The sequence below is a fragment of the Trichloromonas sp. genome, assembly GCF_034006665.1.
Classification (GTDB): Bacteria; Desulfobacterota; Desulfuromonadia; order Desulfuromonadales; family Trichloromonadaceae; genus Trichloromonas.
The window spans coordinates 208,455-227,472 of sequence record NZ_JAVESI010000001.1 but is presented as its reverse complement, the minus strand read 5'-3'; the positions used below and the strand labels follow the sequence as shown (position 1 = coordinate 227,472).

Here is a 19,018-nt window from a genome sequence, read left to right as displayed (position 1 = left end):
TTACCGCGATAAATGGGAAGCTAAATGCCGAGGGTTTCTTTTTCTTCAAATATATCGACCAGGTGTCCGACGTCGAGGATCAGACAGACCTCGCCGTCACCGAGGATGGTGCAGCCGGAGACCCAGCGCACGTTGCCGATGTAATCGGAGAGGCCTTTGATGACCGTCTGCTGTTGGCCGACGATTTCGTCGACGAAAAGGCAGACCCCCTTGTCCTGGTATTCCAGCAGGATCAGGATGCCGTCGGGCAGGGCTTGGGATTCCGGTTCCTTTTTCAGCACCTCGTGGAGGCGGATGACGGGGAAGAAGTTCTCCCGCACTCGGGCCAGCTCTTGACCGTCAGGGGTGATGGTGATGGCGCTCTCCTGCGGGCGGAAGGCCTCGCGGATGGCCAGGGTCGGGACGATGCACTTGGCGTCGCCGACCCGCACCATCATGCCGTCGATGATCCCCAGGGTCAGGGGGATGCGCAGCACCATGCGCGAGCCTTGGCCGGGCTTGCTGGTGACCTCGATCTTCCCCTTGATTTTTTCGATGTTCTGCTTGACCACGTCCATGCCGACTCCGCGGCCGGAAACGTCGGTGATCTTGTCGGCGGTGGAGAAGCCGGCCTGGAAAATCAGGTTGTAGATCGCCTTGTCGCTCATGTCCGAGCCGTCGCCGTCGATCAGTCCCTTGCTGATCGCCTTGGACAGGATCTTTTCGCGGTTGAGGCCGCGACCGTCGTCCTCGATGGTGATCCACACCTCCCCCTCCTCGTGGCGGGCGGAGAGGCGTACCACCCCTTTTTCCGGTTTGCCGGCGCGCAGCCGCTCGTCCGGGGGTTCGAGGCCGTGGTCGAGGGAGTTGCGGATGAGGTGGACCAGGGGATCGGTGATGGTTTCGACCACCGTCTTGTCGACCTCGGTATCCTCGCCGGAGAGGATCAGTTCGACCTTTTTGCCGGCCTTCAGCGAGAGGTCGTGAACCAGCCGGATCATACGCCGGAAGAGGCCGGAAACCGGGATCATGCGGATCGTCATGGCGATTTCCTGGAGCTCGCGCACCAGCTTGCTCATCTGCTGGCCGGCCTTGTGGAAGTTTTCCAATTCCAGCCCGGCGATGTCGGGATTATGGATAAGCATATTCTCGGCAATGACCATCTCACCGATCAGGTTGATGAGCTGGTCGAGTTTCTCCAGGTCGACCCGGATGTCCTGGCGCTGCGCCGCCGCCGGTTTGGCTCCGGCGGCCGCTTTGGCCGGAGGCGCCGGCGCGGGCGCCGCGACCGGCACCTTGGAAGGAGCCGATGGCGTTTTCGGCGCGACGGGATCGGGCGCGGGTGCCGGTTTGGAGGGGGCGGCCGGGGGCGCGGTTGCTTCCGGAGCGGCGACGGAGGTTGGTTCGGGAGCCGCCGTCGGTGGATCCGGAGCAGGGGATGCTTCCCCTTTGACGGCAGCGGGCGGATCCATCAGGGCGTCGAGCTCTTTCAGCAGTGTCGTCAGGGTAGCGATGTCGCCGGAGCCGCCGTTGGTGACGTCGGCCACCGCCGCGCGCAAGGAGTCGAGGCAGTCGAGGAGAATCTCGGCTGGTTTGCCGTCGCCGAGATCCTTGCCCGACTTGACCAGGTCGAGGACCGATTCCATCTGATGGCTGAGACGTTCCAGGTCGGCGTAGCCGAAAAAGCCGCAGTTTCCCTTGAAGCTGTGGATATGGCGGAAGAGGTCCGCCACCACTTCGGTGGCAGGCTTGGCTTCGGTCCATTGCAGCAGCCCCTGTTCGGCGTTCTGCAGAAGTTCATCCGCCTCCTGGGCGAAACGCTCCACCATCTCCGGGGTGATTTCCAGTTCGAAGCTGCTGTCGATGGCGAGTTTCTTGCCCGCAGGGGCCACGGCTTCCGCTGCCGGGGCGGTTAAAGGTTCTGCGGCACCGTGCCGGATGCGTTCCTGGGCCAGTTCCGTTGCCTGAACCAGACGGCTTTTCGTGTCTTCGGCGACGTCAGCCATCGCTTGGTCGGTATAGTCCCGCTCGACCAGATCGAGGGCTTCCTTGGCGAAGTCGCAGGACTGGCAGAGGAGTTCGACGTGGGAGGGATCCATCATGATCTTGCCGGCGCGGATCAGATCGAGCAGACTTTCGGCGGCGTGGGCCACCCCTGAGAGGTTGGTCAGGTCGAGAAAACCGGCGCTTCCCTTCATCGAATGGAAGAGCCGGAAGATGGCGTTGATGGTATCGACGTTGCCGTTGATACGCTGGAAGACAGGGCAGTTCTTGCATTCCTGCTCGGAATTGGCATGGGGGCAGGTCTGCTTGCCGTCACCGATGTAGCCTGTATCGAGCCAGCAGGGGAAGTCCGGTGAGCGCCCCTGGCGATGGCAGTCGGCCTGGCTGCAACCGAGGATTTCCCAGCAGTCTCCTGGCTGGCAGCTCTGTCCCAGCTCGATGATGATGGGCTCCAACTGGTCGATCATGTCACGACTTTCCTGGACAAATTCCAGGATAATCTCAATTTGGTCGCTGGAAATATCGTTACTCATGAACACCTCTGTGCGCCCTGCGAGGAATACTTTGCGGGCAGGGTGGAGTTGGGGGACGAAAATACCGCTTTCTTGGCTATACAAATTTCGCACCACTTTTTTTTGCTTCCTGGTGATTTCTCCAGGGCCTTGATTTTCCTAGGTAAAACCCCCGAGATGAGGGCTTTACCTAGTGCCGCCGAAGATTTGCCGCCGGTGATTCTGTCAAAAACCCGGTTATCCGGTGTCGTTACGGCGACCTGAACGGATTTTGACCGGATGGTGACCGAACGCTTTCTGTCGTTGGACCGTCTGTCCCCTTGGCACATAAATGGCAAGATTCATCCGCGGATGAAATCATCTTCGTGGAGGCCCTTTGCGCATTCTCGTAGCCACTTCGATTCTGCTGTTGATCCTCGCCGTCGCGGTGCCGGCGGCGGCGCCGATCCAATTGCACCGCATCACCAAGGCGGACGAGACTACCTCGACCCACCTGAGTCTCGACTTTTCCGCTCTCCCCGCGCATCGCCTGGAAGTCTCCGGGCAGCGTGTCGACCTTTTTTTGACCGACGCCGATGCTTCGACCTTGCCGGCGCCGCCGGAGGACGGCAAGGTGCTGAAGGTGCTGCTCGCCCGGAAAGGGCCGGAGCTGATGGTTTCTTTTTTGCTGCGCACGGCTCCGGCGAGTGTCAAAGTCTTGACCGATGCGGAAAATCGCCGCCTGCTTCTTCACCTCGACTGGGGGAACGGTCGTGCGCCGGCGCGCCTGGCCATCTCCCGAAATGCGCCCCGGCTGACGGCGCTGCAGGGCGGAGAGGTGGTGAAGAACATTCTCGAAGGGAAGGATTTCGCCGCTTCCTGGCAGCGTTTCTGCGAGGATCATGAAACGCCCCTGCGTGTTGCCGTTCCGGTGCGCTACGCTTTGCCCCCCTTGCCGCTGCTGGTTTTCAGTCCGGCGACCACCGGTGCCGTTGGCGCCCGTCTGGCCCAGGGTGTGGAGGCGTTGCGGGGCGGGAGCTGGCGCCGGGCGCGGGAGCTTCTCGACGCTGTCGCTCCGGAGGGACTCCAGGGCGTGGATCGCGAAGCGTACGCCCTGCTGTTTGGCGAAACCCTGCTGCGCCTCGGTGAATCCGCACGTGCCCAGACGGTGCTCGACGAGTTCCTGCGCGCTTTTCCCGAATCGCTTCTGCGCAGTCGCGCCCTCTACCTGCTCGGCTATCTGCGGGCCCTGCGGGGGGAACCCTATGATTCGGGCTTTCTTCTCGATACCCTCCAGCAGACGGCGACGGACGCCGCCTACTACCGGCAGTTGGGACGGTTGCTGCAGGCCGAGGTCGAACTTGCCACCGAGCGGCCGAAGGCGGCACTGGCGAACCTCGACCAGGAACCTCTGGCTGCGCCGCTCTCCCTCTACGGCGAGCGCGTCCGCGCCGACGCCCTCTTCGATCTCGGCGATAGCGCCGCGGCTCTCGACCGTTACCGGGCCCTAGGCGAACAGATCAGGGCCTGGGGGGCCTTTCCCCAATCCCTGGCGCGTCTGGCCGAGGCCTGTTACCGCAAAGGGGATTTCGCCGCCGCCGTCGCCCGCTACGCCGAGCTGGCCCAAGTCGCCGGCAATGACTCTGCCGGGAATCTTGCCGCTTTCGGCCATGCCCGCGCCCTGATCCGCGACGGCCGGGTGGATGCGGGAATGTCGCAGCTGCGGACCCTGGCCGCCGGACCGGAGGGGGAGGAAGCCGCGCAGCGGGCACGACTGCTGATTCTCGATCGGGAGGTGCTGGCTGCCCCCGCCGAGAAAGGGTTCATGAAAGTCCTCGACTATCAGCAGCTGGGCGTGACCGCCGCCAGTCGGGAGTTGCGCGAGGAGGCGGCCTTCAAACATGTCCTGCTCGCGGCTCTGCAAAGTGTCGATCGCTCTTCCCTGGGGTTTCTCGAAGAATTCATCCGTCAGCACCGCCAGGGCCGGTTCCGGGATTTTGCCCAGGCCCTGCTCAATGAAATCCTGCCCCGGGTTATCCGCCTGGAGGTCGGTCGGGAGAACTATTTTGGGGCCTTGGTCTTGGTGGAAAAATACCGGGACCGGCTGGTGGCGCTCGGCGCGGACAGCGGCCTGCTCCTCGATCTGGGCAGTGCCCTGCGCCGCTTGGGGCTGCTTGACAAGGCCGCCGAGGTCTATTTCTACATGCTCGATGCCTACCGGGGGGAGGCGGGGGAGGAGCCTTTCTATGAACCGCTGTTGACGGTTTTGGCGGCCAGGGACGATCACCGGCTGGTTATCGAATACGCCGACCGTTATCTGGAGCGCTTCCCCAAGGGCGCGTTGCGTTCCGAGGCGTTGTTTTACAAACTGAAGGCGCTGACGGCACGAAAGGCGTATCCGGAGGCTGCCAAAATTTTGACTTCCACCGAACTGAAGCGTACCCTAGAGCTCGATTTTCTGGCCGGAACGGTCTTCTGGGAGGTGGCGGACATGAACCGGACGGCCGAGTCTCTGGCCCGGGCCTTGGCCGATCCGGCGGCTCGCGCGGCGCACCCGCAGCACTTGCTGTTGTGGGCCGAGGCCGAGTTCAGCCGCAAGCGCCACGACGCGGCCCTGCCCCTCTATCGCGAGCTGGAAGGGGTCGCCGGCCTCGCCGATCAGGCCCGCTACCGGCAGGGGCAGATTCTTCTTGCCCTCGGTCGCCGGGGAGAAGCCCTTAAGTTATGGGAGGATCTGGCCGAAAAGGGGGAAGCTCCCCAGTGGCGCCAGGCCGCTTCGGGCGCGTTGTTTGCAGAGACATCCCGGTAGCGGGATCATTCATCCCGTCATCTGCGGTAAAGGAACCCAAACCATGCCCAAATTGGAACTTTTCGATTCATCGATCCGCCTGCTGGAAAAGACCCTGGATATGCGCCAGCGCGCCCAGGAGGTCATCGCCTCGAACATCGCCAACGCCGAAACTCCCGGCTATACGCCCTCGCGTCTGGAGTTCGAAGAGCAGCTGCGCCAGGCCCTCAAGCCTTTGCCCGGGGGCCCGGCGACGAGTCATCCCGCCCATTTCCCCATTGGCGCCGGCGACCTCTCAGGGGTGCGAGGGAAGCTCATCCGCGAACCGGACACCCTCGGCTTCGGCGACCGTAACGGGGTCGATCTGGAGCGGGAGATGATTGCCCTGGCGGAAAACCAGCTTTTGTACGAAACCGCCACCCAGGTCATCAGCAAGAAGCTCGGATTGCTCAAATACGTTGCCCAGAACGGGCAATAGGGAGGACTAGATGGACATCTTCGATTCGCTCAAGATCAGTTCCTCGGCGCTGGCGGCGCAACAGGTTCGCCTCAATACCATCAGTTCCAACCTGGCCAACATCGAAACCACCCGCACGCCCGACGGCGGTCCCTATCGTAAGCGGGAAGTGGTCTTTCGTTCCACCGAGAGCCCTTTTGCGAAAAAATTGGAACAAAGCTTGAAAGGAGGGGTGCAGGGCGTGGAAGTCGCCGCCATCCAGGTCGACAACGCTCCCCCCCGAGTCATTTACGATCCCTCCCATCCCGATGCCGACGAGGCCGGTCAGGTGCTGCTCCCCAACGTCAACCTGCTCGACGAGATGGTCGACATGACCAGCGCCACCCGGGCCTACGAGGCGAACGTCACCGCCATCAAGGCGGCCAAGCGGATGGCTCTCAAAGCTCTTGAAATAGGACGGTAAGCCATGAGCGATATTACCCTGCTCTCCCATCTGCGCCAGATTTCCACTCCCCCCGCCCCATCCGGCGCTCCGGCGCAGGGGGGTAACGGCGGTTTCGCCAAGGCTCTGGGCGAGGCTCTCGACTCGGTGAACAGCGCCCAGGCCGAGGCCGATCTGGCGGTGGAACAGTTGCAGACCGGTGAATCGCGGAATCTGCACGAGATTATGATCGCCATGGAAAAAGCCGATATCTCGCTGAAACTGGCGGTGCAGATGCGCAACAAGGTGCTTGAGGCCTATCAGGAAATCATGCGGATGCAGGTCTAATCTCCCGGGTCGGAGGGATGGTCGATAATTCGATTGTGTTGAAGAGAGGTTTCGGCAATGGCGGTGGCAACGAATAGAAATCTGATGCGCACGGTGGGTGCTTGGCCGACGTCCCGCAAACTGAGTCTGCTGGCGGTGGCGCTGATCTGCGCGGCGGTCTTTGCCGCCATCATCCTCCAGGCGCGGGTGGCCGACTATCACCTGCTCTTCGCCCAGATGGAGAGCGCTGATGCCGCCGAGGTGGTGGCGTGGCTCAAGGAACGGAAGATCCCCTATCGCCTGGAGAGCAACGGCACCGCCATCCACATTCCCGCCGACCAGGTCTACGAGACCCGTCTGGAACTGGCCGGCGCCGGCCTGCCCCGGGGGGGCGGCGTCGGTTTCGAGATCTTCGACCAGCAGAGCTTCGGGATGACCGACTTCGCCCAGAAGATCAACTATCTGCGCGCCCAGCAGGGGGAACTGTCGCGGACCATCGCCTCCCTGGCGCCGGTGGAAGGGGCGCGGGTGCATCTGGCCCTGCCGGAAAAACGCCTCTTCAGCGAACAGCAGAAAGTCGGCAGCGCCTCGGTCATCCTCAAACTGGGGGCCGGTCGTCAGCTCAAGGAGAGCCAGATCCAGGGGATCATCCATCTGGTCGCCGGCAGTGTTGACGGCATCGAGCCCGAGAATGTCACGGTTGTCGACTCCAGCGGCAAGATTCTCAGCACCAACCCCTCTGATGAAATCGCCGGGCCGATGACCCCGGGCATGCTCGATTACCAGCAGACCCTGGAGCGGCGTCTGGAAAGTCGCGCCCAGTCCCTTCTCGACCAGGCCCTCGGGGCCGGCAACTCGGTGGTGCGGGTCACCGCCGCCGTCGATTTCATGCAGCAGGAACAGACCGAGGAGAGTTACGATCCCAACCGCACCGCCGTGCGCAGCGAGCAGAGCAGCCAGGAAAAGAACGGCGCGCCCACCGCTGCCGGGGTGCCGGGCGTGGCCTCGAACCTGGGGGAGGCGGCGCCGGCGACCGGCATGAGTGCATCGAGCCGCAATGAAGAGACGATCAACTACGAGGTCAGCAAGGTCGTCAGCCGCAAGGTCTTCCCCGTCGGTACCGTCAAACAGCTCTCCGTGGCGGTGCTGGTCGCCGACCGCCCGGCACCGGCGGGCGAAGGGGAGGCGGAGGCCGCGCCGGTTCCCCGCGATGCCAAGGAACTGGAGGCGATTCGCGCCATGGTGAGCAGCGCCCTGGGCATCGACGCGACCCGCGGCGACAAGCTCGAAGTCAGTTCCATGCCCTTCGAGAGCACCCTCTTCGAGATGGCCTCCACCGAGAGCCTGGAAGGTCCCGGACTGTACCAGTACATGCCCTTCATCAAGTACGGACTGCTCCTCGTCGGCGCGCTCCTGCTCTATCTCCTTCTTGCCCGGCCGATGCTGCGCACCCTGCAGGGCTCCGCCCGGGTGGTGACGCCGATGAAGACCGTCGAAGAGCTGGAGGCCGAGCTCAATCGCACCGAGGCCCTGCCCCGGCCGCAGAACGATCCGGCCGAGCGCCTGCGCGAGCTGGCCCTGCAGGAACAGGGGGCGTTCGCCCAGATCATCAAGACCTGGTTGAGAGAGGGCTGAGATGGCGGGAACGGGTCTCTTATCGCGTCTGTCCGGAGTGGAGCGGGCCGCCATGTTGCTCTTCTGCCTCGGCGAGGAGGCGACCGCGCGCATCTTCGAGCGTCTCGACGACAGCGAAGTGCGCAAGATCAGCCGCTGCATGATGAGTATTGAGCATGTGCCCGCCGATGTCGCCAAGCAGGTGGTGGATCATTTTCTCAAGGCCGAGGAGGAACTGGCGGGGCTTTTCGTGCGCGGCGACGAGTTCGTCAAGAAAGCCATCTCCGGCAGCTCCAACAAAGACCGCAGGGCGGCGCTCATGGATCAGCTCGCTGCCGGGGCCAGTTTTCGCCCCTTGGAGACGATCGCCATGATGGAGCCGCGTATGGTCGCCGGCATCCTCCAGAACGAGCATCCCCAGACCATCGCTCTGATCCTTTCGACCCAGACCCCGGAGCATACCAGCAAGATTCTCGAAGGCTTCAGCGAGGCGATGCGGGCCGAGATCGTCTATCGCATGGCGCGCATCGACAAAGTTTCGCCTGAGGTCATCAACGATATCGAGGAGTCCCTGCGCCGGGAGATCGGCGCCGTGGTCGACAGCGAACAGCAGCAGGTCGGCGGCGTCGACAAGGTCGTCGATATCCTCGGGCGCATGAAGAAAGGAAAGGATCGCGTCATCCTCGGCATGATCGAGGAGACCGACGCGGAACTGGCGGAGACCATCCGTCGCCGGCTCTTCGTCTTCGACGATCTGGTCTACATCGACGGCCGGGGCTTGCAGCAGATTCTTCGCGAAGTCAACAACGACACCTTGGTGGTGGCCCTTAAAACCGCCTCCGAGGAGCTCACCAACAAGCTTTTCGCCAACATTTCCAGTCGCGCCGTGGACATGATCAAGGAGGACATGGCGGCGATGGCGCCGGTACGCCTCGCCGACGTCGAAGCGGCCCAGCAGGAGATCATCCAAGTGGCGCTGAAGCTGGAGGAAGAGGGCAAGGTCGTCATCCCGGGAAGAGGAGTCTCCGATGTCCTGGTCTAGAATTTACAAAGGGAACGAGTGCAGCGACCTGCAACGCCTGGTCTTTGCCGACTTCGCCGGTGGCGACGGCGGAATGGTGCCGGGGGGTGCGGTTTTCCGCGAGGCCGTTGCCGCTGCGCCGGCGGCCGCCGCCGATGGCGCCCGGGTTCATGCCCCGGCAGGTCCGTCCCGGGAGAGCGAGGCCCAGGCCGCCGAAGCCTATGCCCGGGGCAAGCGGGAAGGGGCCGAAGAGATGGAAAAACGCCTCGGTCCGACCATTCAGGCCTTCGCTTCGGCGGTTGAGGAGCTCAGTCGCCTGCGGGAATCGATCCTGAAAAACAGCTCCGACGACATGCTGCGCCTGGTTCTGGCCATTGCCGAACAGATCATCCCCTGCGCCGTCTCTCTCAATCCCGAAATCATCCATCACACCATCGTCAAGGCCCTGCAGGCCGCCGCCGATGCCGACAGCTATCACATCAAGGTGCATCCCGACGACATGGCGGTGGTCATGGAGAAAAAGCCTCTGCTTATGGCGAGTATCAGCGGGCTGAAGAATCTGACCGTAGAGGAAGACTCGGCCATCGCCCGGGGCGGTTGCCTGGTTGAGTCGGAACTGGGGCAGGTGGACGCCACCATCGAAAGCCAGCTGGACGAGATCCGCGAAAAGATTCTGCGCGCCGCCGGAGGGGGTTAGATGACCAACCTGGTTGGTGAGCTGCAAGGCTTCAATCCCATGCGGGTGCGGGGCAAGGTCACCAATATCGTCGGCTTGGTGGTGGAGGGCTACTGTCCCGACGCCTCGGTCGGCACCCTGTGCATGCTCACGCCCAAGGACGGCGGCGCGCCGGTTCCCGCCGAAGTCGTCGGTTTCCGCGATTCCCGGGCGCTACTCATGCCTCTCGGCGAACTGCGCGGCCTCGGGCCGGGAAGCCTCATCCAGGTCTGCCGCAGCAGCGCCACCCAGAAGGTCGGCGACGGCCTGCTCGGGCGGGTGGTGGATGCCATGGGCGAGCCTATCGACGGGCCGCCCCTGCCCCCTCTCGATCACGAAATGCCCATTTACGCCCTCCCCGCCGGTCCTCTGGAACGGCGCAAGATCACCACCCCTCTCGATCTTGGGGTGCGGTCCATCAACGCCCTGCTGACCTGCGGCACCGGTCAGCGCATGGGCATCATGGCCGGTTCTGGGGTCGGCAAGAGTGTTCTCCTCGGCACCATGGCTCGCTTCGCCCGGGCCGATGTCAACGTCATCGCCCTGATCGGCGAGCGCGGTCGCGAGGTCGGCGAATTCATCGAGCGCGACCTAGGGCCCGAGGGTCTGGCCCGGTCGGTGGTGGTCGTCGCCACTTCCGACCAGTCACCGCTGTTGCGCATGCGCGGCGCCTTCGTGGCGACCACCATCGCCGAGCATTTCTGCGCCCAAGGCAAGAACGTGCTGCTCATGATGGATTCGGCGACCCGCTTCGCCATGGCCATGCGCGAAGTCGGCCTGGCTGTCGGCGAGCCGCCCACCACCAAGGGTTATACCCCCTCGGTCTTCGCCACCCTCCCCAAGCTGCTGGAACGAGCCGGAAATTTCAAGGCCGGTGGCAGCATCACCGGCCTCTACACCGTGCTCGTCGACGGCGACGACATGAACGAGCCGATCGCCGACGCGGTGCGCTCCATTCTCGACGGCCACATCGTCCTTTCCCGGCAGCTGGCGGCCCGCAACCACTATCCGGCCATCGACATCCTCGCCTCGGCCAGCCGCGTCATGCGCGACATCGTCGATCCCCAGCATTTCAAGCGCAGCGGTCTTTTGCGGGAGGTTCTCGCCACCTACCGCGAGGCCGAGGATCTCATCAACATCGGCGCTTACGTCGCCGGCAGCAACCCCCGCATCGATCGGGCGGTAGCCAAGATCGATGCGGTCACTCGCTTTCTCCGTCAGGAGATGGGGGAATGGTTCGATATGCCGACGACGCTCACCCAGCTCAAGGAACTGGGCCTCGACTGAAAGGCTGATAAAAAACGCCTATCTGCGGCGTTGCCCTCATCCTCATCGCTGCGACGTACCTACGGGTACGCCTCACTCTTCGGATTTCGGGCGCCTTGCATCTGGGCATTTTTGATCAGCCTTAGGTAACGATTCCAGAAAGCTCGCACCACGGCGTAAAGGATTTTGGTCATGGCGAAATTCAAGCTGCAAACCGTGCTCGACTACCGGGAACGCCTGGAGAGCCTGGCGCAGCAGGCCCACGCCGAGGCTCTCGACCAGGAGAACCGCCTGCTCGGGGAATTGACCGCCAAACGCCGTGAGTTGGATGCCCTGCGGGAGGAATTCGAGGATTTGCAGCGCAAGGGGCTGGATGCTTTCGAGTTCTCGCTCTACAGCAATCACATCGGCCATGCCATGGGCCAGGTGGCGGAGCTGGTGGAGCGCTTAGAGGCCGCCCGCGACGAGGTCGAGCGCCGACGCCAGGCGCTGTGCGTCGCCAGTCAGGAGCGGCAACTGCTGGACAAGCTCAAGGAAAAGCATCTGCGTGAAGCCTATGCCGAAGAACTGCACAAAGAGGCGGTGCAGCTCGATGAAGTCGCCGTGCGAAATTTCAGGAAGTAGTCAGGAGTAAGGCCATGCGTCCCGGATTTCTGCTCTTATCGATCACCTTGACGGGCCTTCTGCTCGTTGGCGGAGCGCCGCCCACCGGCGGCGAGGATAGCCTGCTCCCCGCCATCGATTCCCTGGAACAGCGCCGTCTGCTCTTTTCCCTGCAAGAGGAGCGAGAGGCGTTGCAGCAGGAATTCGCCGCTCGGGAAGAAAAACTCACCCTGCGGGAATTAGAACTAAAGACCCTGGAGACCGAGGTCGATAAGAAGTTAGCCCAGCTCCAGCAGGCGCGGGACGACCTGAGTCGTCTGCTGGAAGCCAAGGACGAGGTGGAGGCCCAACGGATCCAGGGGCTCGGCAAGATGTACGAAAAGATGGACCCCGCCCAGGGCGCGGTTCTTCTCGCCGAGCTCGAACGGGAACTGGCGGTGCGGATTCTGGCCGGTATGAAGGCCAAGGCCGCCGGCGCCCTGCTGGAAAACATGCCTCCGGAACAGGCGCGTCTCCTGAGCACTTCCTATTCCACCCTCGTCAAGGATTAAGCCGGGCTCTTCCATTCTTCCGTGAAGGGTGAGCCAGTATGCAAATTCCCCCCGTTTCCCTCGACAGCCTGTTGCCTACGGCGAACCCGACCGCCCCTCCCGCGTCGGACGGCGGTGGTTTTGCCCGCTCCTTGCGGCAGCAACAGGACGCCCTCGCGTCGACGGTGACCACATCCGCCGCCCCCCCACAGAATCAATCCTCCTCACGGGAAGGCGACTTCCCCCAGAATAGCGATAATTCCCTTTCAGCAGAAAAGGGAACCTCCTCCCGGGATAAATCCACTCCCGCGACCCCGGGACGGGTATCCCAGAAAACTGAAATCCTTCCGCTTGCCGAATCGCAGCCTTTGTTCTCTGCTACAGGTCCAGTGGTGGAAGCGAAGGCCCTTTTCGCCTCCGCGCCCCAGGCTGCCAAAAGCCCTTTGGTTGATGGCACGCAGATAGCGTCGTCGCCGGAGGTGTTGCCACGCCCTTCGCTAACCTCTCCCGCTACCGCCGGCATTGGCCATTCCGATACCCCTGACCTGCTCGCCGGCGTTCCCGAAGCGATTCTCGATTCTTCTTCAGAGGTTCTGGAGACAGCCTCCGTACCCCCGGCGGGTCAAAAGCCCGGGCTGGCCTTGAATAAGGGAAACCGGATTTTACCGTCTTCCACAGATTCGGCTGTGGATCTGTCTTCCGCGGACATTCACTCGGTCACAGTTTCGGCCCAAAGCCTTGGGTCGCCTCCACTGAAAGAGGCGGGCGGCAGAGATGAAGGGAAATTTCCCCCGGTTTCTTCATTTGTGACGGAAGAGGACGTCGTTCCAGTCTCTGCCGCGACTTCCCCCGAAGGAGCGGAGGCGCCGACAATTGCTCCAGTCTTGGAAAAATCTGACGGTGCTGCCTCAGTCTCGGAAAGGACGCCTGAAATCGACTTGGCATCGGCACAAGCTGGTGAGGGAACTTCTCTGTTCGCTGATCAGCCTGGGGTAGAGCCCGTTCTTATGGATAAGGCGGGGGCGCTTCCGGCCGCTTCGCCGCTGCCGGAAGCCGAAGATGTGGCGTCCATTCCGGAGCGGGCGGCAAAGACCGTTGAGTTCGCCGCCCCGACCGTTGTGCCTGAGAATGTTGCACCTGAACGGGCGACACATGCGTCAATCCCCGATTTGACTCGTCCTGTCGTTGATCCTCTGGCGGCAGAAGTCGGCATGCAGGCAGAATGGACTGTTGAAAATCCCGTGGTGCTCGACCGACCAAGGTTTTCGGGAGAAGAGCTTGATTCGGAATCTGTTGCCATAAATAAGGCGGGTGCGCCTTCGGTTGCATCGTCGCGCCCGGGAGTCGACATTGCGTCCACTCCGGGGCGGGTGACGGCTCAGGTCGTTGAGTCCGCCGCCCCGACCGTTGCGCCTGAGAATGTTGCTCCTGAACGGACGACAAGTGCGTCAATTCCCGATCCGGTTCGTCCTGTTGCCGATTTCACGGGGGGGGATGCGAATTCTCCCGTGAAACGAGCCGTCGCAAATCCGGAGTCGGCCGCTCCGCACATTTCTTCGAGAACGGAAGCCGCGCCTGGGGAGGGGGACACAGAGCCCGTTCTTTCACAAAAGTGGATTAATGGCGAAAGGGCTGATTCTCAAAAAGTTGCAATGCCTGGATTACAACCACAACCTTCCGGAAACAAGGCGGTTGTCCCCCCGACTTTTCGCATGGGTGAGCGCGGGGCGGAAGTGATCGAGTCCTTGCGGGTCGCTTTGCCGCAATCGCCTGCCGTGCAAAGTTCCCCATCCTCCCCCAGCACTCCCACCTTCGATCCGATTTCGGCTTCGGCCGTCGTCATTCCGCCGGAAATGACGACGCCGTTAAGGTTGCGGGAAGATTTTCGTGGGCAACGACTGGATACCTCTTCGGATCGCCGTTTCGCCCAGCTCTTGGGCGAAGCGCCAGGGGCGGTTCGTGTTTCGGTCGCGCAAGGGGAATCGTTGCCGGTGATGGACGCCGGCAAAGGGGAGGGGGTCGAATTGCTCTTCCGTGAGCCCGGGGCGCAGGCGGAAACGGGAATTTTCCGGGCCTCTGCCGATAATGGGGCGAATTCCCCGGTATTTTCCGCCGTGGGGCAAGGGGCCGCAACCCCCCAGGCCGCCTCTGCCGGCGCCGGTACGCCGGCCGCCGCCACGCCCTTGACTTTGCCGGTGCCCGAGGAGCAGGTCTATCAGCAGGTGGCAAGCCGTCTGACTCTGGTCGACGGTCAGCGGCACAGCCGTCTCACCATGCGCCTCTATCCGGAAGAATTGGGGCAGGTCAAGCTCGATCTGACGGTGGAAGGGGACCGGGTGCGGCTTCAGTTGCACGCCCAGAACCAGCAGGTTCAGGAAGTGCTGGAAAAATATTTGCCGCGTCTGCGCGAATCTTTTGAACAGCAGGGTTTGAAGCTGGAAGAGGCCCAGGTCACTTACGATTCACCGGGGCAGGGGGGGCGCGGCTCATTTCAGGAATCCCGCCAGTCCTTTTTCGCCGCCCGATCTGCCGGACGTTCCGGCGAGCGTACGGCCGGCGAGGAGGAACCGCTGGTTACGCCCCCGCCTTCTCCGGCCAACTCCCGCCCCGGCGGTATCAGCCTGCGGGTCTGAGGGTCTTTTCTTCAAGATTGACGCCCCTGTTCGAGAAATCGGATGGGGGTTTTTTATGAGTGAAAATTTCGTGCAAGGTGAAAAGAGCCCTAAAGACTTCCCCGAGAGATTCCGATAAGTCTGGCAAAGAGAAGCTATTTCGCCGAACCGGGCGATGAAGTTTCGCGCATTGGAAGGGAGTGTCAAAGTTATGACAGACGTCAGCGCAATAGGCGCCGCCAGCGCCGTTTCCACGAAGAGCGGCGAGAGCAAGTCTGCCGCCTTGAGCAAGGAGATCGGCAAGACCGAGTTTCTGACGTTGTTGGTGGCGCAGCTGCAGAACCAAGATCCGCTCAATCCTCAGGATCCCACGGAATTTACCGCGCAACTGGCCCAGTACAGCTCGCTGGAGCAACAGTTTGCCACGAACGAGCATCTGGCTAAAATGAGCGAATCGAGCGCCGATGTGCAGCGTCTCACTGCTCTCAGCCTCATTGGTAAAGAGGTGGTGGCCGAGTCGACAGATCTGACTCTCGCCCCTTCCCCGGATGCGGAATTGAACGATCGTCTCGGCTTCCCCGCCGGCGTTCTCGACGGCCAACTCGGCTATCGGCTGGAGAGTGCTGCGACCGAGGTGGAGCTGAACATCTTCGATGATCAGAATGTTTTGGTAGCCACCATCAAGGAGCCGCCGGCGGCCGCCGGCGATCACTTCGTCGCTTGGGACGGCAAGGGTTCCAGCGGCAATCTCCTTCCCGCTGGGAACTACACCGTCGAAGTCAAAGCCAAAAACGCGGCGGCCGCCAGTGAGGATGAAAGCAAGGTCACGGCTTCAAGCCTCATCCGCGGAACGGTCTCCGGAGTCGAGATCGGCGCTGCCGGCAACGAACTGATGACCACGGCCGGCGCGGTTTCCCAGGCCGCCATCAGCAACGTCAACCAACTGCTCATGTAACCCGGGCGAGGATGACATGGACGAGCAACTGCGGATTTTCCCTACCCCGATCCAGCCTGCCGGTAACCCCGGCCCGGCCAGGGTCAACAAGGGTTCGCCCCGGCCCGGCCCTTCCTTCGGGGAGATCCTCGAAGGCCGGCTGGGAAAAGAACCTTTACGCTTTTCCCAGCACGCCCGCCAGCGCATGGAGAGCCGCGGCATTGCCCTGGCGCCGGAGCAGTTGGCCCGGGTCGAACAGGCGGTTGCCCAACTCGACGCCAAAGGGGGGCGAGATTCCCTGGTCCTGATCGATCAGACTGCCATGGTCGTCAGTGTCAAAAACCATACGGTCGTTACCGTGGTTGATCAAAACAGTTTGAAAGACAACGTCTTCACCAACATCGACAGCGCAATCATCGCATAGCCGAACCGGTCCCCGCGCGGGAGGTTCGCGGATCGCCAACCGACAGCGGCGATCCTCTCGACAGGAGGCACATCATGAGTATCCTCTCTTCATTGTACAGCGGCGTTAGCGGTCTCAACACCAACGGGAACGCTCTCAGTGTCATTGGTAACAATATCGCCAACAGCAACACCATTGGTTATAAGTCGGGACGTTCGGTCTTTGCCGACCTGCTTTCCAGTACCATTTCTGGCTCCGGTGGGGCATCTCAGATTGGTCGCGGAGCAGGCATGTCATCCGTCGACAATATCTTTACTCAAGGTACCTTCGAAAATACCGCCAAGAACACAGACCTAGCGATTGAAGGGGACGGTTTCTTCATCATTCGTGACCCCGGCACCAATACGGATTCTTATACCCGAGCCGGGTCTTTCCGCTGGGACGCTGAGGGCTACTTGGTGTCCCCCGAAGGGTATCGCGTTGTCGGTTACTCTCTCAACGATGCTGGTAACGTTTCCGGTGACCTGACTGAGATCAAGGTCGACACCACCACTCTGAGTCCGCCTAAAGCGACCGAGAACGTCACCTTTACCACCAACCTCGATGCTGCTGCACAATATCCGGCGCCGATCATCGGCAAATTCATCGGCGTCGGCCGTACCCTTCCTACGTCCGAACCCACGGTTCAGTGGGTAGAAGCTACAACTGGGACGTATGATGTGGGTAGCCGTGTTTATGATGGTCCGGCAGGAGACGCCACAGACCCCAACTGTGCCGCAGACCCCAACGGTATTTTGAAGATCAATGGAGCACTCCTCGCAGTTGCTGGAGCTGGCACCTATAATCAAGGTTCAGCCAAAGAAATCAAAGCAGCCATCGACTCCAGTGCTGCTGATCCTGCAGTTGCTTCTACAATCAATCCAAGTTCTATCAACTTGGGTAAGATTATAGTTGCAGATCCTCCGGCCGACTGGACGATTACAGGTCTGACAATAAATGGGGTTTCTTTTGATACAAAAGTCATAACCGGAGCGGACCAAGCAACTTATAACAATAACTTGATAAATACACTGAATGCTGACTTGGCCGCAAAAGGGGTCGAGGCTTCAGTTGGGGCAGATAATACCCTGATTATAAGAAGCCTTGATGGAAGTAACATTGAAATAAATTCTCCTGCAGATCTTTCTGCGAAAATAGAATCTCTTTCACTAGGCTATGAAAAAACAGTTTTCAGTGCTTTAAGTATTGAATCCGCTCCATTAAATATAGAAGTTGGTACGGGAGAGGCTTTCGGTCTGGCTTTCGAACAAGGGATCTATGGTCGAGAGGCTGGCTACTATCCTGTTGGAGGCGGTGCCACAGACTTTACTGATCCTAGTGGACAACTTGTAATAAATTTTGACGATCCTAGTGGCCAACTTGAAATAGATGAATATGCGCTCGAAGTCGAAGGGGCAGGAACTTACAATCAGGGTTCTGCACTCGAAATTAGTAAAGCAATTGCCAATGTTCCAGGGATCAATGCCGAAGGTATCGTTATTCCAGGCTCTTTTAGCTTGGGTAAAGTAGAAGATCAGCATCTTACTGGCTGGTCGATCGTTGATACCGAACTCCCTGAAACTGAAGGTGCACCTCTTCCTGAAAACCCCATGCCCAAACTGCTCATTAATGGAGTGAGCCTCGAGGGGACGATTAGCCCGACATTAGATCAAGCTAGTTATGATAGCGCCGTGGAGCAACATTTCAATGATAAGCTTAACCCTGTCGGTGTAAAGGCTGTTATAGATCCGAATACCCATGTGATGACTTTGACCAGCATCGATGGGAGCAATATTGAAGTGATCAACATTGGGGCGGAGGCGAATCTTTCCGAGTATATTGTGGGTCTCAATGGAAATCTGAAAACTACTGTTTTCAGCGGGCTTGAAATTCAAGCCAAGGGAACCGACATTGGCGAATTGACGATCAATCGAGGAACGGATAGTACTTACGGTTTGGTTTTCAACGAAGGTACAAACGGCCGCGATGCTGGTTTTGACATCGCTGTTCCGGAAGAAACATCCAACTACGCCAACTCGGTGACGATTTATGACTCTCTGGGAAACCCCCATCAGGTCACGGTTTACTTTTCCAAGCTGAATCCTCAGACAAACCCCCTAGAGTGGGAATATAACATCACTGTAAACGCCGCCGAATTAAATCTGAACCCTCCGCAAGATGGACCTTATTTGATCTCCAGCGGCGTTCTACGATTTCTTGAAGACGGTACCCTTGATCCGAATTTTCCTAGCGGTCTGACTTCCTCGCCCAATGACCTGTCGTGGAACAACAACTCGGATCCGTCCGTGCAACTCAATATCGACTTCAACACCACCCAGTGGTCCAACGCCTCGGTGGTTATCAGCCAGGATCAGGACGGCTATGGTACCGGGACCGTCGCCCAGCTCTCCCTCGACAACGAAGGAAATATTTTGGGTAACTATTCCAACGGTCTGCCTCGCAGCCTGTACCGTATCGCCTTGGCCAAGTTCAGTAATGCCGCAGGGCTGACCAAGGTTGGTAATAACATGTTCAGTGCTTCGGGATCGTCTGGTGCCGCCATCGTCGGTACCGTCGGTTCCGGTATCGGGCAGATCTTCACCAACTCGCTGGAGCAGTCGAACGTCGACTTGGCCGCCGAATTCGTCGCCATGATCACCACCCAGCGCGGCTTCCAGGCCAACTCGAAGATCATCACCACCACCGACGAGATGCTCAACGAGCTGATCAACCTGAAGCGTTAATCTATAAGTCAATATTTTGACAGAAAATGGCCGGGATGGGTTCCCGGCCATTTTTTTGCCGCGGGAATGG

15 protein-coding genes are annotated in these 19,018 nt (G+C 60.7%); 14 read left to right on the top strand and 1 reads right to left on the bottom strand.

Annotated elements, in window-relative coordinates:
* Positions 1–20: 20 nt before the first annotated feature.
* Positions 21–2,516, bottom strand: a complete 2,496-nt coding sequence (locus RBR25_RS01120) for a chemotaxis protein CheA (protein ID WP_432817677.1) — start codon at positions 2,514–2,516, stop codon at positions 21–23.
* A 355-nt stretch (positions 2,517–2,871) separates the two neighbouring features.
* Between RBR25_RS01120 and RBR25_RS01115 the strand changes: the two genes are divergently transcribed.
* From RBR25_RS01115 to RBR25_RS01050, 14 genes are all read left to right on the top strand, one after another.
* Complete coding sequence (locus tag RBR25_RS01115; RefSeq protein WP_432817676.1) at positions 2,872–5,283, top strand: hypothetical protein; 2,412 nt, start codon at positions 2,872–2,874, stop codon at positions 5,281–5,283.
* Positions 5,284–5,326: 43 nt separating this feature from the next.
* Positions 5,327–5,740 carry a flagellar basal body rod protein FlgB gene (gene flgB / locus RBR25_RS01110; protein ID WP_432817675.1) on the top strand — a complete coding sequence of 138 codons (414 nt, stop codon included), beginning with the start codon at positions 5,327–5,329 and terminating at the stop codon, positions 5,738–5,740.
* Positions 5,741–5,750: 10 nt separating this feature from the next.
* A complete protein-coding gene (gene flgC / locus RBR25_RS01105) occupies positions 5,751–6,182 on the top strand; it encodes a flagellar basal body rod protein FlgC (RefSeq protein ID WP_432817674.1) in 432 nt (143 codons plus the stop codon).
* Between the two features lie 3 nt (positions 6,183–6,185).
* Positions 6,186–6,488 (top strand): flagellar hook-basal body complex protein FliE, encoded by a 303-nt coding sequence (fliE, locus tag RBR25_RS01100; RefSeq protein ID WP_432817673.1) that lies wholly within the window; start codon positions 6,186–6,188, stop codon positions 6,486–6,488.
* A gap of 57 nt (positions 6,489–6,545) precedes the next feature.
* Positions 6,546–8,102, top strand: a complete 1,557-nt coding sequence (fliF, locus tag RBR25_RS01095) for a flagellar basal-body MS-ring/collar protein FliF (RefSeq protein WP_432817672.1) — start codon at positions 6,546–6,548, stop codon at positions 8,100–8,102.
* Position 8,103: 1 nt separating this feature from the next.
* The gene (gene fliG / locus RBR25_RS01090; protein WP_432817671.1) at positions 8,104–9,123 is read left to right on the top strand and encodes a flagellar motor switch protein FliG; all 1,020 of its coding nucleotides are present in this window, start codon (positions 8,104–8,106) and stop codon (positions 9,121–9,123) included.
* A complete protein-coding gene (locus tag RBR25_RS01085; RefSeq protein WP_432817670.1) occupies positions 9,110–9,799 on the top strand; it encodes a FliH/SctL family protein in 690 nt (229 codons plus the stop codon). The genes fliG and RBR25_RS01085 overlap by 14 nt, the downstream gene beginning before the upstream one ends.
* Positions 9,800–11,104, top strand: a complete 1,305-nt coding sequence (locus tag RBR25_RS01080; protein ID WP_432817669.1) for a FliI/YscN family ATPase — start codon at positions 9,800–9,802, stop codon at positions 11,102–11,104.
* Positions 11,105–11,275: 171 nt separating this feature from the next.
* Entirely contained in the window at positions 11,276–11,707 is a 432-nt protein-coding gene (gene fliJ, locus RBR25_RS01075) for a flagellar export protein FliJ (protein WP_432817668.1), read from the top strand.
* A 14-nt stretch (positions 11,708–11,721) separates the two neighbouring features.
* Positions 11,722–12,237 carry a MotE family protein gene (locus tag RBR25_RS01070; protein WP_432817667.1) on the top strand — a complete coding sequence of 172 codons (516 nt, stop codon included), beginning with the start codon at positions 11,722–11,724 and terminating at the stop codon, positions 12,235–12,237.
* Between the two features lie 1,691 nt (positions 12,238–13,928).
* A complete protein-coding gene (locus RBR25_RS01065) occupies positions 13,929–14,849 on the top strand; it encodes a flagellar hook-length control protein FliK (RefSeq protein ID WP_432817666.1) in 921 nt (306 codons plus the stop codon).
* A 190-nt stretch (positions 14,850–15,039) separates the two neighbouring features.
* The gene (locus RBR25_RS01060) at positions 15,040–15,783 is read left to right on the top strand and encodes a flagellar hook assembly protein FlgD (RefSeq protein ID WP_432817665.1); all 744 of its coding nucleotides are present in this window, start codon (positions 15,040–15,042) and stop codon (positions 15,781–15,783) included.
* A 16-nt stretch (positions 15,784–15,799) separates the two neighbouring features.
* Positions 15,800–16,186, top strand: a complete 387-nt coding sequence (locus tag RBR25_RS01055; protein WP_432817664.1) for a TIGR02530 family flagellar biosynthesis protein — start codon at positions 15,800–15,802, stop codon at positions 16,184–16,186.
* A 74-nt stretch (positions 16,187–16,260) separates the two neighbouring features.
* The gene (locus RBR25_RS01050) at positions 16,261–18,948 is read left to right on the top strand and encodes a flagellar hook-basal body complex protein (RefSeq protein ID WP_432817663.1); all 2,688 of its coding nucleotides are present in this window, start codon (positions 16,261–16,263) and stop codon (positions 18,946–18,948) included.
* Positions 18,949–19,018: the final 70 nt, after the last annotated feature.